16 protein-coding genes are annotated in these 14,424 nt (G+C 65.8%); 6 read left to right on the forward strand and 10 right to left on the reverse strand.

Features of this window, described 5'->3' with window-relative positions; translation table 11 throughout:
- Positions 1 to 35: 35 nt before the first annotated feature.
- The 3 genes from ACTJKH_RS12010 to ACTJKH_RS12020 all read right to left on the reverse strand — a co-directional run bounded on the left by ACTJKH_RS12010 (position 36) and on the right by ACTJKH_RS12020 (position 2,580).
- Positions 36 to 776 carry a DUF1684 domain-containing protein gene (locus tag ACTJKH_RS12010; protein ID WP_259163029.1) on the reverse strand — a complete coding sequence of 247 codons (741 nt, stop codon included), beginning with the start codon at positions 774 to 776 and terminating at the stop codon, positions 36 to 38.
- 131 nt (positions 777 to 907) lie between these two features.
- The gene (locus tag ACTJKH_RS12015; protein ID WP_440737120.1) at positions 908 to 1,762 is read right to left on the reverse strand and encodes an alpha/beta fold hydrolase; all 855 of its coding nucleotides are present in this window, start codon (positions 1,760 to 1,762) and stop codon (positions 908 to 910) included.
- A gap of 80 nt (positions 1,763 to 1,842) precedes the next feature.
- The gene (locus ACTJKH_RS12020) at positions 1,843 to 2,580 is read right to left on the reverse strand and encodes a copper homeostasis protein CutC (RefSeq protein WP_259163030.1); all 738 of its coding nucleotides are present in this window, start codon (positions 2,578 to 2,580) and stop codon (positions 1,843 to 1,845) included.
- Between the two features lie 82 nt (positions 2,581 to 2,662).
- Here ACTJKH_RS12020 and ACTJKH_RS12025 point away from each other — a divergent pair, with 82 nt between their 5' ends.
- The 4 genes from ACTJKH_RS12025 (at position 2,663) to ACTJKH_RS12040 (ending at position 6,149) form a co-directional block, all read left to right on the forward strand.
- Entirely contained in the window at positions 2,663 to 3,103 is a 441-nt protein-coding gene (locus ACTJKH_RS12025; protein WP_440737121.1) for a MarR family winged helix-turn-helix transcriptional regulator, read from the forward strand.
- A 5-nt stretch (positions 3,104 to 3,108) separates the two neighbouring features.
- Positions 3,109 to 4,455: an MFS transporter gene (locus ACTJKH_RS12030; protein WP_440737165.1), complete on the forward strand. Its 1,347-nt coding sequence runs from the start codon at positions 3,109 to 3,111 to the stop codon at positions 4,453 to 4,455.
- A 131-nt stretch (positions 4,456 to 4,586) separates the two neighbouring features.
- Positions 4,587 to 5,015, forward strand: a complete 429-nt coding sequence (locus tag ACTJKH_RS12035; RefSeq protein ID WP_440737122.1) for a hypothetical protein — start codon at positions 4,587 to 4,589, stop codon at positions 5,013 to 5,015.
- 135 nt (positions 5,016 to 5,150) lie between these two features.
- Positions 5,151 to 6,149: a hypothetical protein gene (locus ACTJKH_RS12040; protein ID WP_440737123.1), complete on the forward strand. Its 999-nt coding sequence runs from the start codon at positions 5,151 to 5,153 to the stop codon at positions 6,147 to 6,149.
- A 269-nt stretch (positions 6,150 to 6,418) separates the two neighbouring features.
- Here ACTJKH_RS12040 and ACTJKH_RS12045 read toward each other — a convergent pair whose 3' ends face one another.
- The 4 genes from ACTJKH_RS12045 to ACTJKH_RS12060 all read right to left on the reverse strand — a co-directional run bounded on the left by ACTJKH_RS12045 (position 6,419) and on the right by ACTJKH_RS12060 (position 10,193).
- A complete protein-coding gene (locus tag ACTJKH_RS12045) occupies positions 6,419 to 6,661 on the reverse strand; it encodes a DUF2188 domain-containing protein (RefSeq protein ID WP_440737124.1) in 243 nt (80 codons plus the stop codon).
- A 153-nt stretch (positions 6,662 to 6,814) separates the two neighbouring features.
- Complete coding sequence (locus ACTJKH_RS12050) at positions 6,815 to 8,032, reverse strand: MFS transporter (protein ID WP_440737125.1); 1,218 nt, start codon at positions 8,030 to 8,032, stop codon at positions 6,815 to 6,817.
- Entirely contained in the window at positions 8,032 to 9,081 is a 1,050-nt protein-coding gene (locus tag ACTJKH_RS12055) for a SagB/ThcOx family dehydrogenase (RefSeq protein ID WP_440737126.1), read from the reverse strand. Before ACTJKH_RS12055 ends, ACTJKH_RS12050 begins: the two co-directional genes overlap by 1 nt.
- On the reverse strand, positions 9,078 to 10,193 hold the full coding sequence (locus ACTJKH_RS12060) for an ATP-grasp domain-containing protein (protein ID WP_440737127.1): 1,116 nt from the start codon (positions 10,191 to 10,193) through the stop codon (positions 9,078 to 9,080). The genes ACTJKH_RS12055 and ACTJKH_RS12060 overlap by 4 nt, the downstream gene beginning before the upstream one ends.
- 239 nt (positions 10,194 to 10,432) lie before the next feature.
- Between ACTJKH_RS12060 and ACTJKH_RS12065 the strand changes: the two genes are divergently transcribed.
- Both ACTJKH_RS12065 and ACTJKH_RS12070 read left to right on the forward strand, forming a co-directional pair.
- A complete protein-coding gene (locus ACTJKH_RS12065; RefSeq protein ID WP_440737128.1) occupies positions 10,433 to 11,011 on the forward strand; it encodes an ArsR/SmtB family transcription factor in 579 nt (192 codons plus the stop codon).
- Between the two features lie 209 nt (positions 11,012 to 11,220).
- Positions 11,221 to 12,153, forward strand: a complete 933-nt coding sequence (locus ACTJKH_RS12070) for an AbaSI family restriction endonuclease (protein ID WP_440737129.1) — start codon at positions 11,221 to 11,223, stop codon at positions 12,151 to 12,153.
- Between the two features lie 120 nt (positions 12,154 to 12,273).
- Here ACTJKH_RS12070 and ACTJKH_RS12075 read toward each other — a convergent pair whose 3' ends face one another.
- From ACTJKH_RS12075 to ACTJKH_RS12085, 3 genes are all read right to left on the reverse strand, one after another.
- Positions 12,274 to 12,735: a hypothetical protein gene (locus ACTJKH_RS12075; protein ID WP_440737130.1), complete on the reverse strand. Its 462-nt coding sequence runs from the start codon at positions 12,733 to 12,735 to the stop codon at positions 12,274 to 12,276.
- A 244-nt stretch (positions 12,736 to 12,979) separates the two neighbouring features.
- The gene (locus ACTJKH_RS12080; protein ID WP_440737131.1) at positions 12,980 to 13,282 is read right to left on the reverse strand and encodes a hypothetical protein; all 303 of its coding nucleotides are present in this window, start codon (positions 13,280 to 13,282) and stop codon (positions 12,980 to 12,982) included.
- Positions 13,283 to 13,355: 73 nt separating this feature from the next.
- Positions 13,356 to 14,354, reverse strand: coding sequence for a hypothetical protein (locus ACTJKH_RS12085; protein WP_440737132.1), 999 nt, complete (start codon positions 14,352 to 14,354; stop codon positions 13,356 to 13,358).
- Positions 14,355 to 14,424 lie beyond the last annotated feature (70 nt).

A 14,424-nucleotide genomic window follows, 5' to 3' on the forward strand; every position in this document is an offset into this window, starting at 1 on the left:
GCGAGCGCGTCGCGCAGGCTCGGTGCGCCGACGATTCAGCGACCGAGGACGACCGCGCGCTCCCCCGCCCGGATCGGGGCCGAGAAGCGGTTGCCTGCCGGCGGCTGGGGGCAGACGTACTGATCCGAGAATGCACACGGGGGCAGGTAGGCCCGGTTGAAGTCGATCACCGCGGATCCGTCTGCGGCCGGCTCCTCGATCGGCAGGAACCGGAACCGGTAGGTCTCGGTGCCGTTGGTGCCGTCGGCGAAGACGGCGGTCAGACTCCCCTGCGGCGTGCGAGTGGCCGACAGCGTCACCGCGACCCCGTCGAGAGTGAAGCGCAGCCGCCCTGCGAGGTCGGAGTCGTGCGAGCGCCCGTCGATCGAGGTGACGGTGATCGTCTCCCCCGGCGTGGGCTCGAACACCGCAGCGATCCGCCAGCCCTCCCGAGGCGGATACGCGTCGATGGCACTGAACCGTTCGCGTTCGGGCCGCCTCGGATTGAACACCCGCAGCGCGACGCTGCCGCGCCGGTCGAACACGCGCAGCTCCCGACGCCCGAGCCGCAGCGATTCGCTGCCGCGCAGGGTGACGACCGACCCCGACGTACCGAGGTCGCTGCCGCGGATCCCTCCGTCTCCCGTGAGCGCCCACAGCCCCGGAACCCCCTCGACGGCAGCCGGTTCCGTGATGAGCCAGTTCGTCGACTCGAGTGCCGCAGGGCCGTACTCGGCGCCGGCGTACCGCTCGCGCGACTCGTGCCACGCCCGCCAGTCGTCTTCGAAACCCACCACGCACCTCCCTCTCGCCGCGAATCTATGCGGAGGAGAGACCGATATGTTGGGTCGGCGTCACGCGGATTCACCCGCTGTAACACCCGTTCACGGGGCGTAACACGCGGACGCGCGGGCGGGTCGTACGCGGCTCAGCGAGCGGGGATGTGCGTGTCGAGCCACGACAGCACGTCGACGCGGACCTCGTCCTGCTGCAGTTCGGCGAAGATCTCGTGGCGGGCGTCGGGGTAGACGAGCGTCGTGATGTCGGTGAGGCCCGAGCGCGTGCGGTACTCGTCGGCGAGCTTGTGCACGCTGCGGGGACCGCCGACGGAGTCGTCGCGGCCGACGAGCAGCAGCATCGGGATGTCGCGGCCGAGGTCCTTGCGGGGGCGACCGTAGAGCTTGGCGGCCTCGATCGGTCCGAACAGTTTGAGCAGCGGCACGTCAGTGGTGAGCGGGTCCTCGTCGAACGCCTTCCACACGGCGGGGTCGCGGCTGAGCCACTCGAGACCCGTTGCCTCGGGGCCCGCCCAGCGGGCGTTCAGCGGCGCGGCGTTGAGCGATCCGGGCATCCGCAGCGCCGAGCCCGAGAGGATCACGGCATCCCACGCCTCGGGGTGGTCGTTCACGAGCATCTGCGCGAGGAACGAGCCCCACGAGTGCCCCAGCAGCACGAGCGGAAGGTCGGGATGCTCGTCCTTGATGATCCCGGTGAGCTGCCAGACCGCATCCTTGGCGGCCATCAGGCCGCCCTTGCCGAGTCGACCCAGCTTCACCGGGCCACCGTGCTGGCGGATGCCGGTGCGACCGTGGCCGCGGTGGTCGTCGGCGTAGACGTGGAACCCGGCCCCGGTGAGCGCGGCGATCAGCGCCCCGTAGCGGCCCGCGTGCTCGCCGACACCGTGCAGCAGCTGCACGACTCCCCGCGCATCACCCTCCGCCTCGTGGACGTCGTAGACGATGGCGATGCCGTCAGCATCCGTGAACTCACGCGTATCCGTCACGCCCCCACTGTACTGAGAGTGCGCGGCGAGCGTCAGGCCGAGCGCCCGCGGCGCGGCCGGTGCCCCGCCAGCCGCGAAGGTCAGGCACCGAGCGCGGCGATGACTCCCTGGGCGATCTCGAGGTCGGTGACCTCGTAGCCGCCCACACCGTCGGATGCCGAGCCCATGCGCACTCCGCCATCCTCGCGCACCGCGCGCTTGGCCGAGAAGTGCAGGGCGTCGACGCCGGTGGCGGCGAGCGCGGCGGCGCTGGCGGCATCCACTCCACTGCCTGCCATGATCTCGATCTCTCCCGCGGCTTCGGCGACCAGCGCGCGGAGGGTCTCGACGCCCTCGATCGCGGTGGACGCACCACCGGAGGTGAGCACGCGGCGCAGGCCGAGCGAGCGCGCGGCGACGAGGGTGGCGACGGGGTCAGCGGTCACGTCGATCGCACGGTGGAGCGTGACGGATGCTCCGCCCGCGGCATCGCGGAGCCGACGCATGGCGGGGATGTCGAGCTGCCCTTCATCATCGAGGGCGCCGATCACGACGCCGTGGGCACCCGCCTCGATCGCGCGGCGGACATCGGCCTCCGCGACTGCGATCTCATCGGCGGAGTAGACGAAACCGCCGGCCCGGGGCCGGACGAGCACGTGCACCTCCACCCCCACGGCCCGTGCCGCGTCGATCGACAGATCCAGAGTCGCCGGCGACGGAGTGAGGCCGCCGAGAGCGAGAGCCTGAGCGAGTTCGACGCGCGCGGCGCCGACCGTCCCGGCGATGCGTACTCCGGTCGGGTCCTGGACGGCGATTTCGATGGCGAGGGCGCGGGTCATCCGTCCATTCTGGCCTGTGGTCGGCGGCCACCTCGGCATCCGGCTTCCGATTCCTGCGCAAATTACTTAGACTGTCTAAGTAATGTCTGCGTCTGATGAAGCCCTCCACCTCACCGCGACAGACCTGCGCATGGCGACTTTCCGACTCGCACGGCGCCTGCGATGCGCCCGAGCCGTCGACGCGATGAGCGATGCGCAGCTCGCGGTGCTCGCCACCCTGCGCATGCACGGGCGCCGCACGATCACCGCCCTCGCCGAGCGCGAGCGGGTCACCGCACCGTCGATGACGAGCATGATCAACGGGCTCGAAGAGCAGGGCTATGTGGTCCGCACTCCGGATGCCGAAGACCGGCGACGCGTGCAGGTCGACATCACCGACGCGGGCACCGAGATCGTGGCGCAGACCATCACGCGCCGCGACGAGCTGTTGGCCGAGATGCTCGGCGAACTCGACTTCACCGAGGAAGAACTCGCGACGCTGCGCGAAGCGAGCGCCCTGATGCGGAAGGTGGTCGACCGATGAGCGCGATGTTCCGTTCGTTCTCGAACATCAACTACCGCATCTGGTTCGCCGGAGCCCTCGTCTCGAACATCGGCGGGTGGATGCAGGCCACCGCCCAGGACTGGGTGGTGCTCACCGAGCTCACCGACAACGACGCCGCCGCGATGGGCGTCACCATGGCGTTGCAGTTCGGCCCGCCGCTCGTGCTCGTGAGTCTGACAGGCTGGGTCGCCGACCGGTTCGAGCGCCGGCGCATCCTGATGGCCACGCAGTCGGCACTGTTGCTGCTCGCGATCACCGTGGGTGTGCTGCTGCTCAACGGTGTGATGACGCTGCCGATGATGTTCTGCTTCGCCGCGGCCTTCGGCGTCGTCAATGCGTTCGACGCACCGGCCAGGCAGGCGTTCGTCTCCGACATGGTCTCGTCGGGCGACACCTCGAACGCGGTCGCCCTCAACTCGGCATCCTTCAACCTCGCGCGCATGATCGGCCCCGCGGTCGGCGGTCTGCTGATCGTCGCGATCGGCTCCGGATGGGTGTTCATCGCGAACGCCGTGACCTTCCTCGCGATGCTGGTCGCGCTGCTCCTGCTGCGCACCGGGCAGTTGGCGCCGCGTCTCAAGAACCGCCGCCCCGGCGGGCTTGCAGAGGGCTTCCGCTATGTGTGGGGACGCAGCGATCTGCGCGTGGTCTTCGTGACCGTCTTCCTGATCGGCGCGTTCGGCATGAACTTCCCGATCTTCGCCTCGACCATGGCGCTCGAGTTCGGCGCCGGCGCCGACGGATACGGCGTGCTGAGCTCGGTGCTCGCGATCGGCTCGCTCGCCGGCGCGCTGCTGGCCGCCCGCCGCGACCGCGCCAGGGTGCGGGTCGTCATCCTCGCGGCCGGCGGCTTCGGCATCGCCGCGTTCGTGTCGGCGGCAATGCCCACGTACATCTCCTATGCCGTCACGCTCACGTTCACCGGCTTCATGATCGTCACACTGCTGACGACGGCGAACGGGTACGTGCAGATGACGACGACCCCGGCCCTGCGCGGTCGCGTGCTCGCGCTGTACATGGCGGTCATCATGGGCTCGACGCCGGTCGGCGCACCCATCGCCGGGTGGGTGGCCGATACCTTCGGACCCCGCAGCGCGATCATGCTCGGCGGCACCGCCGGATTCGTCGCCTGCGCGATCGGCGCCATCTGGGTGTTCACCTCGGGCCGTCTGCACCGGTCCGAGAACAACCGCTTCCTGATAACGCTCGATGAGACCCGGCCGGTGAGCATCATCGACGAGGCCGACATCATCGAGAAGAAGGCCGACCCTGTGGAGTTCAGCGACGAGGCAGCCGTGACGACCCCGATCCGCACGCCGAAGAAGGACTGACCGCGACCCGAGCGCGTCGATCGCGTTCTGACCGCGTCGATCGCGTGACCGCGTGGATCGGCGATCCGAGCGCGTGTATGCGGTTTGTCAATGCCCTCCACTCACGGCCGGGGCGGACGTAGCTTCGCACCATGGACCAGAACACAGGACGCACCCCGCACGCCGAAGAGCCCGCTGAGGGTTCGACCGAGCAGAACCCGGAGCACAACACCGCTCCGGACGGACAGACCTCGACCGAACGCGATGAGCTGCACGGAAACGCTCAGGGTGCAACCCAGGGTGGAGCCATCCAGGGCGACAGCTCGCACGGCGATTCGGCCCGAGGCGCGATCCAGGGCGAGGCCGAACACGGCAACGCTCAGGGCGCAGCCCAGGGCGGCGCGATCCAGGGCGACAGCTCGCACGGCGAATCGCCGCGCGGCGCCATCCAGGGCGACGCGAGCCCCGACCGTGATGCGGCACTCGGCGGCGACAAGAACACCGAGGAGCAGCTGACGGCCGACAACGAGGTCGAAGAGGACGCGCTGCGCTCACTCGACCCGAACGACGCCCCCGCCTGAGCGCCGGGCAGCAGACGAAAGCAGTGTGGATGCCGCGGCATCCACCTTTTCGCTGGCAGACCTGTCCCTCGACCGAGCGGCGCAGCGATCGCAGAAGCCGATGCGGCCGACGCGAGGCGGGTGTAGGTTGCGGAGATGGAGCCGATCCGAGTGGGCCTCGTGGCCGACCCGGCTTCGCCCACTACCGTCGCGCGTCGGATGACCGACCTCACGCCACCGCTCGCCGCTGCGGCCGACAGCTGGATCGTCGAACTCGTCAGCGAGCCGTTCACCCTCGGGTCTGAAGACGTCGACGTCGCCCTCGAGCGGCTACGTGCGCATGCCGAGCAGAACGGGTGGGATCTCGTCATCGGCGTCACCGAGCTTCCGCTTCGCGACGATGACGGCCGCTACCTGCTGGCGGCGATCGATCCTCGTCGCCAGTCCGCGGTGCTGTCGCTGCCCGCCCTGGGTGGGTTCCGGGTGCAGAGCCGCGCCCGCCACGCGGTGCGGGGACTCGTCGACGGGATGGCCGAGCCCGCCTCGCCGGAGGAGCAGCGCCTGCCGCTGCCTGGTCTCAGTGCCCGCGGGCGCGTGCTTCTGGGGATGGTGCTGGCCAACCGTCCGTGGCTGCTCGCCGCCGGGCTCAAGTCCGCGCTGGTCGCAGCGCTGGCGACCGGCGCGGTGGCGACGATCGAACCGACCGTGTGGTCGCTCGCCAGCTCGCTGTCGGGCTGGCGCCTGGTGGCGGCGACTGTGGCCTCCATCACGATCATCATCGCGTGGATCGTGATCGACGGCAGGCTCTGGGACCGTCCGGACGACGACTCACTCCAGGCCCGTGAGAGATCCCGTCTCTACAACACCTCGACGCTGCTGACCCTGACCATCGGCATCGTCATCTGCTATCTGGCGCTGTACATCGTGAACCTGGCCTGGGCGCTCTTCGTGCTCGACACGTCGGTGATGAGCGAGTCCCTCGGCCGAACCGTCGACGTCGGCGATCTGTTCGTGCTCACCTGGTTCGTCGCGTCGGCGGCGACACTCGGCGGGGCGTTGGGAACGGGCCTGGAGTCCGACGACGCGATCCGCGCCGCCACCTACTCGAAGCGGGAAGAGGAGCGCCGAGCCCGCCTGGCCGACGAGCGCGCCTGAGGCGGCGACGACATGACGAAGGGGCGGATGCCGCAGCATCCGCCCCTTCATCATGTTCAACGTGCGTGTGCCTCGTCGACACAACTGGCGCAAATCAGCTGCAGTTGGCTCAAGTCCCGCCTGAAGTCAGGCTCTCCGTCGTCGTCGCCGTTGCGTCGTAGAAGTTGGCACAGTCTTGGAGCCCCGGAGTATCAAGGGTTGCAACTGATCCTCATGCCGTGTTTCTGCGTCACCCCGCGAACACCTCGATGGCCAGGGCAGGCGGGCGGTCAGTGTTTAGTGTCTCTCACTGGAGACTCGTTACCAGGGTGCACGGTGTCGGCATCCCGGATCTTCCCGTCAGGACGATGGATGTAGACCTGACCGCCGCCCGCGTCGGACACTTGAGCTTTGGCTCGCGCCTCTGCTTCCTTCTGGGTCGACGCCGTGTCGGTGACTTTCCCTTGGCTTGTCACCTTGTAGCCGTCCCGCCTGTTTCCAGATACGTCCCGGCGATTCTGATTCCCACTCATCACAGTCTCCTTCGACTCGCTGATACCCGATGATCTTCGCTACTTGACCAATTGCTCGCCAAGACAAGGTGTGCGTCTGGCACTTCTCTCCGCCACCCGAGCACGTCGACTGTGCGCCGTGCCGTGTTCTGCCCGTTTCGCTTTGCAACGACCTCACCCATCACGCTCGAGCCTGCGACTACGGAACGCGTGGAAGACACCAGGCACAGCGGCGGCCGCGCACGCGCCCAGAGCAAGGGATAGAGAGACGGCGCCGATGGCCGCAACGGGTGCCTTGACGAACGATCCGCCGATGGATGACGCGATGGACTGGAAGCTGAGGACCCGGCCACGTGTGTGCTCCGTCGTCAGTGCGGTGATCCGGGCGAACACGAGAGCACTCGCGCTCGGCGCGAGGAGTAGGCATAGAGCCAGAGGAACGACCATCCACAGCGATCCGGCGAGCGCCGCGGAGGCCAGGGCGCCTATGACGACAGCAATCATCGCGGTGGTGAGAAGCGCGGCGAACGGAATGCGTTTGGTGATGACCCCCACCAGACTGGCTCCCGTCAGGCCAGCGACGCCGATGGCGGTTTGAGCCATACCGATGACAGCAGCGGGGTGGCCAGCTTGTTCCAGGGACAGCACCGTCACAAACAGTGCGCCTGTGACAGCAGTGTTTGCCCAGAACTGCATCATCACCAGGTTCCGGATCTGGCGATGTGTGAAGAGGGTCTTCCATCCTTCGGCGAAGTCGCGCAAGAACGTTGCCTCGCCCCCGTTGCCATCTCCGATGGGCGACCGTATGAGAGCCACGGTCACGGTCGCCAGCAGGCAGCTCAGCGCAGCGAAGGCGTACAACAGGGGTGGGAAGAACCCGAGCAGCAGCCCGCCGAGAGGGGGTCCGAGGAGATTCGCGGCGTGCATGCGGCCCTGGTACAGCCCGCTCGCTTCTGTGAGGTGTTCCTTCGGCACGAGCTGGGTGATGGCCGCCAGCTCCGGTGCAGTGACGAATCCTCCGAGGATCGCCATCCCGATGGACGCGATAGCGAAGACCGTCATGTCGAGGTTCCCCATGAGCAACATGAAACCGATGCCGAGGGCGAGAGGGATCTGCAAGGCGTTGCAGATGAGCATGGTGCGCCGCCGGCTGTGCCTGTCCGCGAAGGTTCCTGCGATTGCGCCCACACCTGTAGAGACGATGGCGATGGTTGCCATGACGACGCCGGTGAGGACCAGGTCGTTCGAGACGCGAAGGACGATGAGGGGCTCTGCGAAGACGACCGCGGCCGACGCGAACTCGACGACTGCGCCTCCGCCCCAGAGTAGGCGGAAGTCGCGTCGCGTCCTGCCTGGCCAGTTCTGCACTGCGGTCGATTCGGCGCGGGTCATCACTGTTCCAACGGAGTGGGGACACGTGCTGTGAGTGCGTCTGGGTCTCTGTGGTGTCCTATTCCGGTGAGCATCAGGGGAACCTTGAGTGCGGGCGACAGGTTGAACTCTTTCTCGAAGTCCTCGTCGCGTTGAACAGCGGTGGTGCCGACTGCCAGCCCCAGAGAGGTACCGACCAGATAGATGTTCTGATTGAGATGCCCGGCGTCGAGAATCACGGAGCGGTAGGAACGCTTGTCCGTGTACTTCCACGCTGTGGACTGAAGATCTGCTGCGAGGACAATGAGCACCGCGCACTCGAGGAACCATTGTTGCCGGGAAAGCGCGTGGAGCATGTCGTCGTCGGACGATGCGTCTCCGATCCAGTCAAGAGAGTGGGTATCTGCGAGGTATCGGTAGTTACCTCTGGCAAGACCGTCGACGTTTCGTACCTGCAGGTAGAGGTCCGTGCTCGCCCGGGCACCACCTGAGGGCGAGTTGCGGTAGTGATTCCCGTACTGCACGTCCTCTTGCGTACGGGCTCTGCGGCGTGTGCTGGCAGCGTTGAACAAGAGCAGCCCGAGATGCTCGAGCGTCATGGCTCTTTCCGAGAACTTTCGGGACGTCCGGCGGGACCACAGCACCTCTTGGAAGTCTCTCTCCGGAAGGTGTTCGGGGTCGGGCAGGGCGACGGGCGTCGAGTTCGTGGTTGAGTCGAAGCGCCCCGGTACCGGGAACGCGATCTCTTTGACGATGACTCGCTCGCGTGACTGGTCGTGGGTGACGACTGGGTCACTGTGCCGCATTCGGGAGGCGAAGCTGTACAGCCGCGCCATTCGGTTCCAGCCGTCCCAGCCCTCGTTGAGCGTCCGCTCGAGATCCGCGCGGTCGTCATCTACTACTCCGGGAGCCCCCTGGAGGAGTGCCGTCGTGGTGCCGCGGTCCTCGAGGGCATCCGCCAGGGCGCGCAGCTGCACCGGGGTGACACGCGCCTGCTTGTGCTCGATGACGTCGTCCCACACCAGGTCTTGGTCCCTGAAGTACATCAGTCCGTATTCGGAGAAGTTCATGTCTGCACTTTCTTGGCGATGAGATTGATAACGGAGTCGCTGACGCGGGAGTCGTCAGCGGCCTTTTCGAAGTAGCGCCAGTCGCCGACGAGGTTCACCTCGAGAAACACGAGTTCATCGGCCTCCGTCACGAGGAAATCGAGTGCGCCGAAGTCGATGTTCAACTCTCGGATCAACTGACCGATGGCCGCGGCGTGGGCAGAGGAGAGCGAAGTGACGCTCACCTTCACGTCATCCATGTCTGTCCACAGCGCCTCGGCTGAAGGCTTCCCCTCCACGCGGTATGCGATGGTGTCGTCTCCGACTGCGTATACGCGGAGTTCGAAGACATGAGGCACAAACTCTTGGACGATGAGAGGCGCAGGCTCAACGCCGAGGCGGTGAAGGGCCGATGGCTCCAACACACGGGGGAACGTGCCATTCAAAACTCCGGGAGGATGCTCGACCCAGTGCTCGCCCACGACCTTCCCGATGAGCGGGGCGTCATTGTGGGCCTGCACGCGATGCGACCCGCGGGAAATGTCTCGCGTCACCGTCGTGTCAGGGACGCGTAGTCCGCTCCGGGCAGCGAGACGTTGCTGAGCTAGTCGGCCGGTCGCCGAAGCGTCGCCGTTTATTCGATGAGGGCTGAGTTCTTCGATTGTTCGGATGAACGCTGAGTTGTGCTGGCTGATGTACGTTCCGAGCACCTCGCCACCGAGTGAACCGGGCGCGGGCACAGCGCGCTGCGGGTGGTGGAAAAGATACCGAGCCCAGAACAACACGGGACGCAACGCTTCAGCACCGTGGTTGAGTTCGAACGTTTCGACATAACTGACGATGTCCACGTCCGGCAGGTCGTCGACGTTGAGACGAAGGAGCCTGATGTTTTGGGCGGCGAGCCCGAGGGATAGCGCGGAGATCTCCATGTCATCGCGGACGGTCGCGACGACGATGCAGGGCGTGGCGTCCTCGTGCGTCGGCGAGACGACACCGAGCTCGGCCATGCGCTCCTGGAAATCGAGCGAGGTGCCCTTGAGAATCTGGCGATGAGGCTTGCTCAACATGATTGATGACATGTCGGTTCCAAGGTTTAGAGCCGTTCCGTGGCCCAAGACGACGTCTTGAGCCACGGAACGACTGCGTCGGATCAGAAGTCCTTCTTCTCCCAGCGAACGTCTGCCGCGACGCTGTACTCGTCGAAGAAGTCGCGCACCTCCGGTGCGGGGGTCTTCGCGAGAAGGTCCTGGGCGGTCTGCTGCATGTCCATGTGTCACCTCCCCTCCTTGTCGATTCCCCAACAGTAAGTGGCCAACCTCAATTGGGCAACTCTTCATGGGAAACCCGCATGCCGCTGGCTTAGAGTGTTCTCATGGCCGGTCCGGAGGAGCATGAGGCGGGAACGATGACGTCCGCGATGCTCGCGGCTTTGGCGCACCCCCTCCGACGACGTATGTTGCGGATGCTCAGTCACCGCCAATCAGCGAGAGGCGCCGACTTCGTCGACGAGCTAGGGGTGCCCTCGAACTCCATCAGCTTCCACATTCGCACCCTGGCACGAGCTGGGTTCCTGGCCGAGGCCCCCGAACTCGCGCGAGATAGACGAGACCGGGTCTGGGTTCTCGTTCCAGGGACCTATAACGTGGGCGTCCCCTCGGCGCCAGTAGCGGATGCCGAGCTCGGAAGCGCCGTATTGCAAGCACTCGCCTCAGAGCATCAAGAGCTTCTCGCTCGCTCTTTGAGCTGGGTTGAGGAATACGCGAGCGGACGCACCACCGAACTCAACGGGGCGTTCGCACGGCACAGGATCATGCTGACTGAAGACCAGTTCGAGCAGGCAATGAGAGGCATCGAAGGTGCGATTCGTGACGCTGACGAAGCGTCCCACGCCACCCCGGACAATCTGCTCGCTTGGGAGATCGACATCATCGCAGCGAGCGAGCGTATCTGAGGGCTCGTCATGCGGCCTCCTGCGACCGCTCCTGGACGCAATGAGCCGGCAGCAGAGTAAGGCTGTCTCACTGGGGCGCTCTCACGGGACGGAATACGGTTCGAAAGGCGCGGTCGCCCGCCGCGTCGGATTCGTCTTGCTTGAGCACCATCCGCGTTCGATAGGGTCGAGGCTGACTCCCCCACCGGGTGGGAGACGAGGGGAAGAGCATGAGCACGACGGTCGAGGACAGCGCGAGCGAGAAACCCACGCGCACGCCGTGGACGATGCCCACCGAGGTGGACTACTACGGCAAGATGCTGCGGTCTATCCGTGGCAAGAAGTACGAAGTGTACGCGGTCAGCCGTATCATGCACCTGCTCGACGACCCGGAGATCGAGCTCGTCACCCAGAAGCCGGTCCGGAGGGCCGACGGGTCTCTCTCGCTGCTGGACCTCTACCTTCCGCAGTTCAACGTCGGCGTCGAGGTGGACGAGCTCCACCATCTCCTCGAAGGCACGCGTGAGCACGACCAGGCGCGTGAGCAGGCCATCACGGAAGTCTCCGACATCCGCCACCCCCTCGAGCACCTCAGCGTGGAGAGCACCGACCCGCTGAACACGCTCAAAGAGAGAACGGACGAGCTCATCGCTCGCATCCGCGAGTGGAAGGCGGAGGCGATCTCGGCGGGCACGTTCGTCCCGTTCAACTACGGCGACCGCTACACGCCGAGTGTGTGGCGCGAACGTGGCAAGGTCACCCTCGAGGACGATATCCAGATGCCGCGGGCAACCCACGTCGTCGCGCTCTTCGGGCACATCACAAACAGCCAGAGGAAGGCGACGTACCGCCTCGGCGAGAACTTCCAGGTGTGGATGCCCGAGCTGCACCAGGCTGACGGCAGGGACCGCGACGACTGGAAGAACGTCCTCAGCGAGGACGGCCAGGTCATCACACAGATCGAGCTCGACGAGCCCAAGCACCCGCACAACCCGGACATGCGCAACGTCGTGTTCGCGAAGTACCGGCACCCGGTCTTCAACGACACCTACTACCGGTTCCTCGGCGTCTTCGCCGTCAGCGGCATCGACGACACGGGCCGGGTCGTGACCTTGCGCCGGGAGGCAACCGAGATCGACCTGTCACCATACGCGCAAGCCTGACGTCGCTCGCGCCGGTCGAACTGCCGTGCGTGGTCCTGGTGGTACGCCTCGTCGGCGTCGCCCTGACACGATGATGCTCCTCCACGCCGCGATGTATGCCCGCTGTGGTCTACCGCGACGTCACCGGTCGTCGAAGGGGAAATACGAATTGAGGGCTTCGCTCCGGCCGGCACTCTCGACGCCCCTGGACTTCACTCGGAGGTGTAGATTGGCTTGCCCGCTGGGCTGTCGAGCGACGCGAAGGTTGCGGTAGCGAGCCAGCCGGGTCGTCGAGACCCATCCCCTGTGGACCGACACCATGCCCCCGCCGAGGATGTCGCACGTGCATCCCCTCTCTGCGGGGAAGAAGGCTTGGTCGATGGTCATGCTCGGCGTCACCCCGCCGACCAGCACGCCGTTCGGAGCCTCAGTGTCGCACGTCTGGTAGGCGTTGTGCGCATCCAGATACGGGCCAAAGAACGCCGCCAAGACCTGCGCCATTCTGACGAAGCCGGCAGCCATGATGAACGCGTCTCGGACGGAAGAAGTGATGTTCGCCTGTCGGGCATTGGGCATCGGGCATAGAGCCAGGGAGATGTACACGTCATCAGAGCCTCACGACCATTTGCCGAGCTCGCACTCAACGACTGGATGTTCTGCCCGAGGACCGTCCCCGGCTCAGGACCGTCCAGACTTGGCTTGCGTTCAGAGACATCCAGTCTGTTTCGTTGGCTTGGCTCAAGCAGCCTGCGCCAACGGTGGACGAGAGAAAGGCAAGGTCACATGACGATTCGGGTGACCTTGGCTGTTTTTGGCTACTCTGCAATCAGATTTACGGACAGTCCACCTAAGACCCACTGGGCTCATACCCGCTGATGCGTTGCAGTTGCTCGAGCCCCTCCGCTCCGTCAGCCGGCCAGAGGCGCCTCACCAGGTCTTCGGTCTGCTCGAAGGTGAACCGCCAGAAGCGCGGGCTGTCGACGTAGCGGAAGTCCGCGCTGGTAATCATGAACTTCGACATCCCGCCCATCGACCGATACGGATGCCGTCCATACCGGTACCAGAAGGACAGGGCGTCTTCGATGTCGAACCTGAGTTCGTCCGACGCCTCTAGGTCGACGGGTCCGTCCAAGCTCTCGAAGGTGGGCACACGACCAGAGTAGGACAGTCGCGGTTTGCCTCGGAGGATCAGCCGACTCGCGCCGCCCAATGTCCGAGGGGTCCTACACGGCGGAGTCCTCAGCCAGCGGCCGCTCCTTCCCAATGAGGCCGAAGACATGCCGTGGGAGAGTACGTCGGCCGCCCTCTCGAAGGAAGCTCGCGTACACGAAGAGGTAGCGCAGAAGCAGCGCTACCCCGACGAAGAAGACGAGAATGACCAGAACGCGCACCCAGAGGTCGAGGGCGTCCAGCCCTATGCCCATGACGACCACCGGCACTGCGATCCCGAGGATCGCCAAGGTGGTGAGCACCTGCAGCGCGAGCGAGAACCCTGCGGGCTGTCGGCTGGACTCGAACGCTTCCTGGGCAAGGGCCGCTTCCTGCGTCGCTCCGCGCGCATCCGCTTGCGCGCGCTCGATGCGCTCGATGAGCTGTCGTCGCCGCGAGGGCTCGTCTGAAGGGACGAGTCTCGACAGATCGAGGGGTGCGGCACCGATATGCGCAAGGCGCTGCATCTGAGGCAGGGCATCCACCGCCGCGGCGCGCTTGTCTGCACAGATTCTGGAGTAGGTCCATTCCCATGCATCGTCATTCTCAATGGGAAGGTCGAGATTGCGGCTGCGGAACCGTGACCACTGCGGGTGCTCAAGCTCCTCACTCACGCGCTTCAGAAGAACGCCAGCCGCCGACTTGATCTCCGCACCCAGAATCGCGAGCTGCGCCGAGACGTCTTCTTCGTCGTAAGACGACCGATCCTCGCCGGTGAGAGCAAAGAGTTCGTCGAGAGACAGGTCAAGGCCTGCATGGATGAGCGCGTTGTAAACATCGTCACGATTGACCAGAAGCTTGATCTGTAGCGCCCTCAGCTCGCTTTCCAAGCGAGTGCCCAAGTCCGTGGCCGCCGTGGCGCGTGACTTCAGATCATCCACCCGGCGACGCGCCGCCTCCTGCTCAGCATGCAGCCCGACGTATCGGGACACGAGGAGGCCCCCGACGATTGCAATCATCGCAGCAGAGCCTTGCGCTATGGAGCTCAGAAGCCAGTTCACATCCGCGGTCATATTCGAATTCTCGCGCATCTGCGAACTGCATAACCACAGCGTCAACCGCACTACGACGCAGTGCTGCGAG

The sequence above is a fragment of the Microbacterium sp. 22215 genome (assembly GCF_052045655.1).
Taxonomy (GTDB): domain Bacteria; phylum Actinomycetota; class Actinomycetes; order Actinomycetales; family Microbacteriaceae; genus Microbacterium; species Microbacterium phyllosphaerae.